Raw genomic sequence first — 2,162 nt, forward strand, 5'->3', positions numbered from 1 at the left:
GAGCAAAACCAAAGGACAAAACTTTTCATATTCTCAAATCATAATTTTAATTACACACAACGGTCTAGTATCACCGTCAGTTACGGCTTAAAGTTGAACAATCTTTCGGCAGAGACCGACCGTAGCAATTCCTAGTGGATTCGGACGTAGTCGAATCCGCCGTAATTGCGGTTATGCATTGTTAGGCAACGTTTTTTATTCATATACTATATTTTCCAGTGCGCTTTTTTCTCCGTTGTATATTTTAAAGAATTCAGTTGGTTTGTCGGCTATTAGTTTAACCATTTCTTCGTGGTCGTGATTTAGTCGATAAATCTTTCCTTTTTTGTCCACAGCAATGTAATTTCCATCTTCCATATCCAAAATTGTGTAGAATAGTTTTTCGTCAAATTCAATTTCGAATGTGTAGTTCAATTCCAAAAGTTCAATTTGCTCTTTGGTTAGCGATTTTAATATTTTTTCCGCTGTCTTTTGGTCAGGGTTTTCCATTTTCAGATGCTCCAGTTCTATTTGGCTTTTCTGAATTTGGTTTAAGTCAAATGTTTTATGAAAGTACTCTGGATTATCTATTTGAATTTTGGTCAGTCCGTCAAATTGATAATATAATTTAATCGGCTGAAAAAGATTTTCTTTTTTATTCCAAACGGAAAGTCCAGTCAGATTGAAACAGGTTTTGTGATTTCTGTTTATGAGCTCAAATTCTTTAGGCTTATAACCGCGAGAAATATAAATTCCTTTCGATTCGTGAATAAAACTAATTCCGTAAACTTTTGAAAGTCCGATTGCAGTTTTGATTTGTGGCATTTCCGACTCCAACAATTCAGCTATTTTAAGTCCGAACTGTTCAATATGTTTCTTTTTTGTTTTTCGATTGAAAATGCTCATTTCAAATGTTGCCTAACGGTTGGGGTATGGCTCGTGGTCAAGCGCCGCGAGCTTTTTAATTTACTGTCAAGTTAGCAAAAAGTGAGCAAGCGATAAGCCATGAGCTATACTCGCTGTTGGGCAACGTTATTTATTTTCTTTCAAGATTTTGAGCAATGATTTGGGATCCTGACGATTATCCCAGAATGCAGTAATAAGGATCTGCTGATCAGAAACTTTATAGAAAATGCTAAAGTTACCCAGCGATGCTACCCTGGTATTAGGAAAATCGGCGGATTTATAACTAAAGGGTGCTCCGGCGATTTGCTGGGTTCTTTCCGCTACTTCAGCGATGAGCTTTTTGGAGTATTCGGCCGACTTATTTCTATTGACCCAATATTGAAGAATTCCTGCGTACTGAATATCCGCTGTTCGCGTCCAAACTACATTCCGTTGAGCCATTCCAGGTTGCGTTTATCCATGGCCTCTTGGGATATGAGCCGGCCACTCTTGATATCTTCCTCGCTCATTTCGAGCATTTCTTTCTGCTCTGAGGACAGTTCAATGCTTTGCTCTTCTGTGGAACTGGTGGAAATCAATTTATCGAGCGCAATAAGGAAGTCTTTGTTGCGAATCGTTAAAATTTTATCGATCAACGCATTTCGAATTTTATCAACAGTTGCCATACTCCATTATATTAGACTACAAGTTCCGAAATTTTCATGTTGTTTCATAATGTTGCCCAACATATGTTTATAGTGCATTATGCACTATATATCGCTTATAGGCCTAAGATAGCAAATCGTCAATTCCTTTGAAGGAATTTTCAGCGTTATGGGTATAGATCTCAGAAGCCTTGGAGGAGCAATGCCAAAGGATTGCCTGGATTTTGCTCTAGTCTATCCATGGTACATTGGGCAGGATTACCTCACTACGTTCGGTGATCCTGAATGCGTTCCGTAGTCTAAATGAAAAGCTCCCAACCTCCGGTTGGTGGCTTTTTCTTTCCTCACACAGGCATCAACCAAGCTTGCCCCTGGCTCGAAAAGAAAAAGCCCGCCTTAGAGGCGAGCTTTTCATCCTTAAGTGATCGCGCCAGGATTCGAACCTGGGACCGTCTGCTTAGAAGGCTCTTTAGGTGCTAATTATCCAGATTCATAAACAGGTTTATATTATTGTATTTCAGGTTTTTAAATATAATTTGCCGTCAATTCAATTCATTTGATATCAAGGATTTGTTTGCAAATGGTTTGCAAATTTTTTTACTACCTTCAAAATAATGAGGACCTATTTATCCC

Annotated in this window: 3 protein-coding genes; all 3 read right to left on the minus strand. The window is 38.4% G+C overall.

Features of this window, described 5'->3' with window-relative positions; genetic code table 11:
* Positions 1 to 195: 195 nt before the first annotated feature.
* Entirely contained in the window at positions 196 to 885 is a 690-nt protein-coding gene (locus WBV75_RS14000) for a hypothetical protein (RefSeq protein ID WP_424121202.1), read from the minus strand.
* Positions 886 to 1,011: 126 nt separating this feature from the next.
* A complete protein-coding gene (locus tag WBV75_RS14005) occupies positions 1,012 to 1,326 on the minus strand; it encodes a type II toxin-antitoxin system RelE/ParE family toxin (RefSeq protein ID WP_424121203.1) in 315 nt (104 codons plus the stop codon).
* Positions 1,308 to 1,550: a hypothetical protein gene (locus WBV75_RS14010; protein WP_424121204.1), complete on the minus strand. Its 243-nt coding sequence runs from the start codon at positions 1,548 to 1,550 to the stop codon at positions 1,308 to 1,310. The genes WBV75_RS14005 and WBV75_RS14010 overlap by 19 nt, the downstream gene beginning before the upstream one ends.
* Positions 1,551 to 2,162: the final 612 nt, after the last annotated feature.

Origin of the sequence: Robiginitalea sp., from assembly GCF_049588695.1 — a bacterium.
Taxonomy (GTDB): Bacteria; Bacteroidota; Bacteroidia; order Flavobacteriales; family Flavobacteriaceae; genus Robiginitalea.

Excerpts from the sequence above, each read along its gene's own strand:
- WBV75_RS14005 (WP_424121203.1), bottom strand. The coding sequence starts at position 1,326 with ATGGCTCAACGGAATGTAGTTTGGACGCGAACAGCGGATATTCAGTAC.
- WBV75_RS14010 (WP_424121204.1), bottom strand. The coding sequence starts at position 1,550 with ATGGCAACTGTTGATAAAATTCGAAATGCGTTGATCGATAAAATTTTA.
- WBV75_RS14000 (WP_424121202.1), bottom strand. The coding sequence starts at position 885 with ATGAGCATTTTCAATCGAAAAACAAAAAAGAAACATATTGAACAGTTC.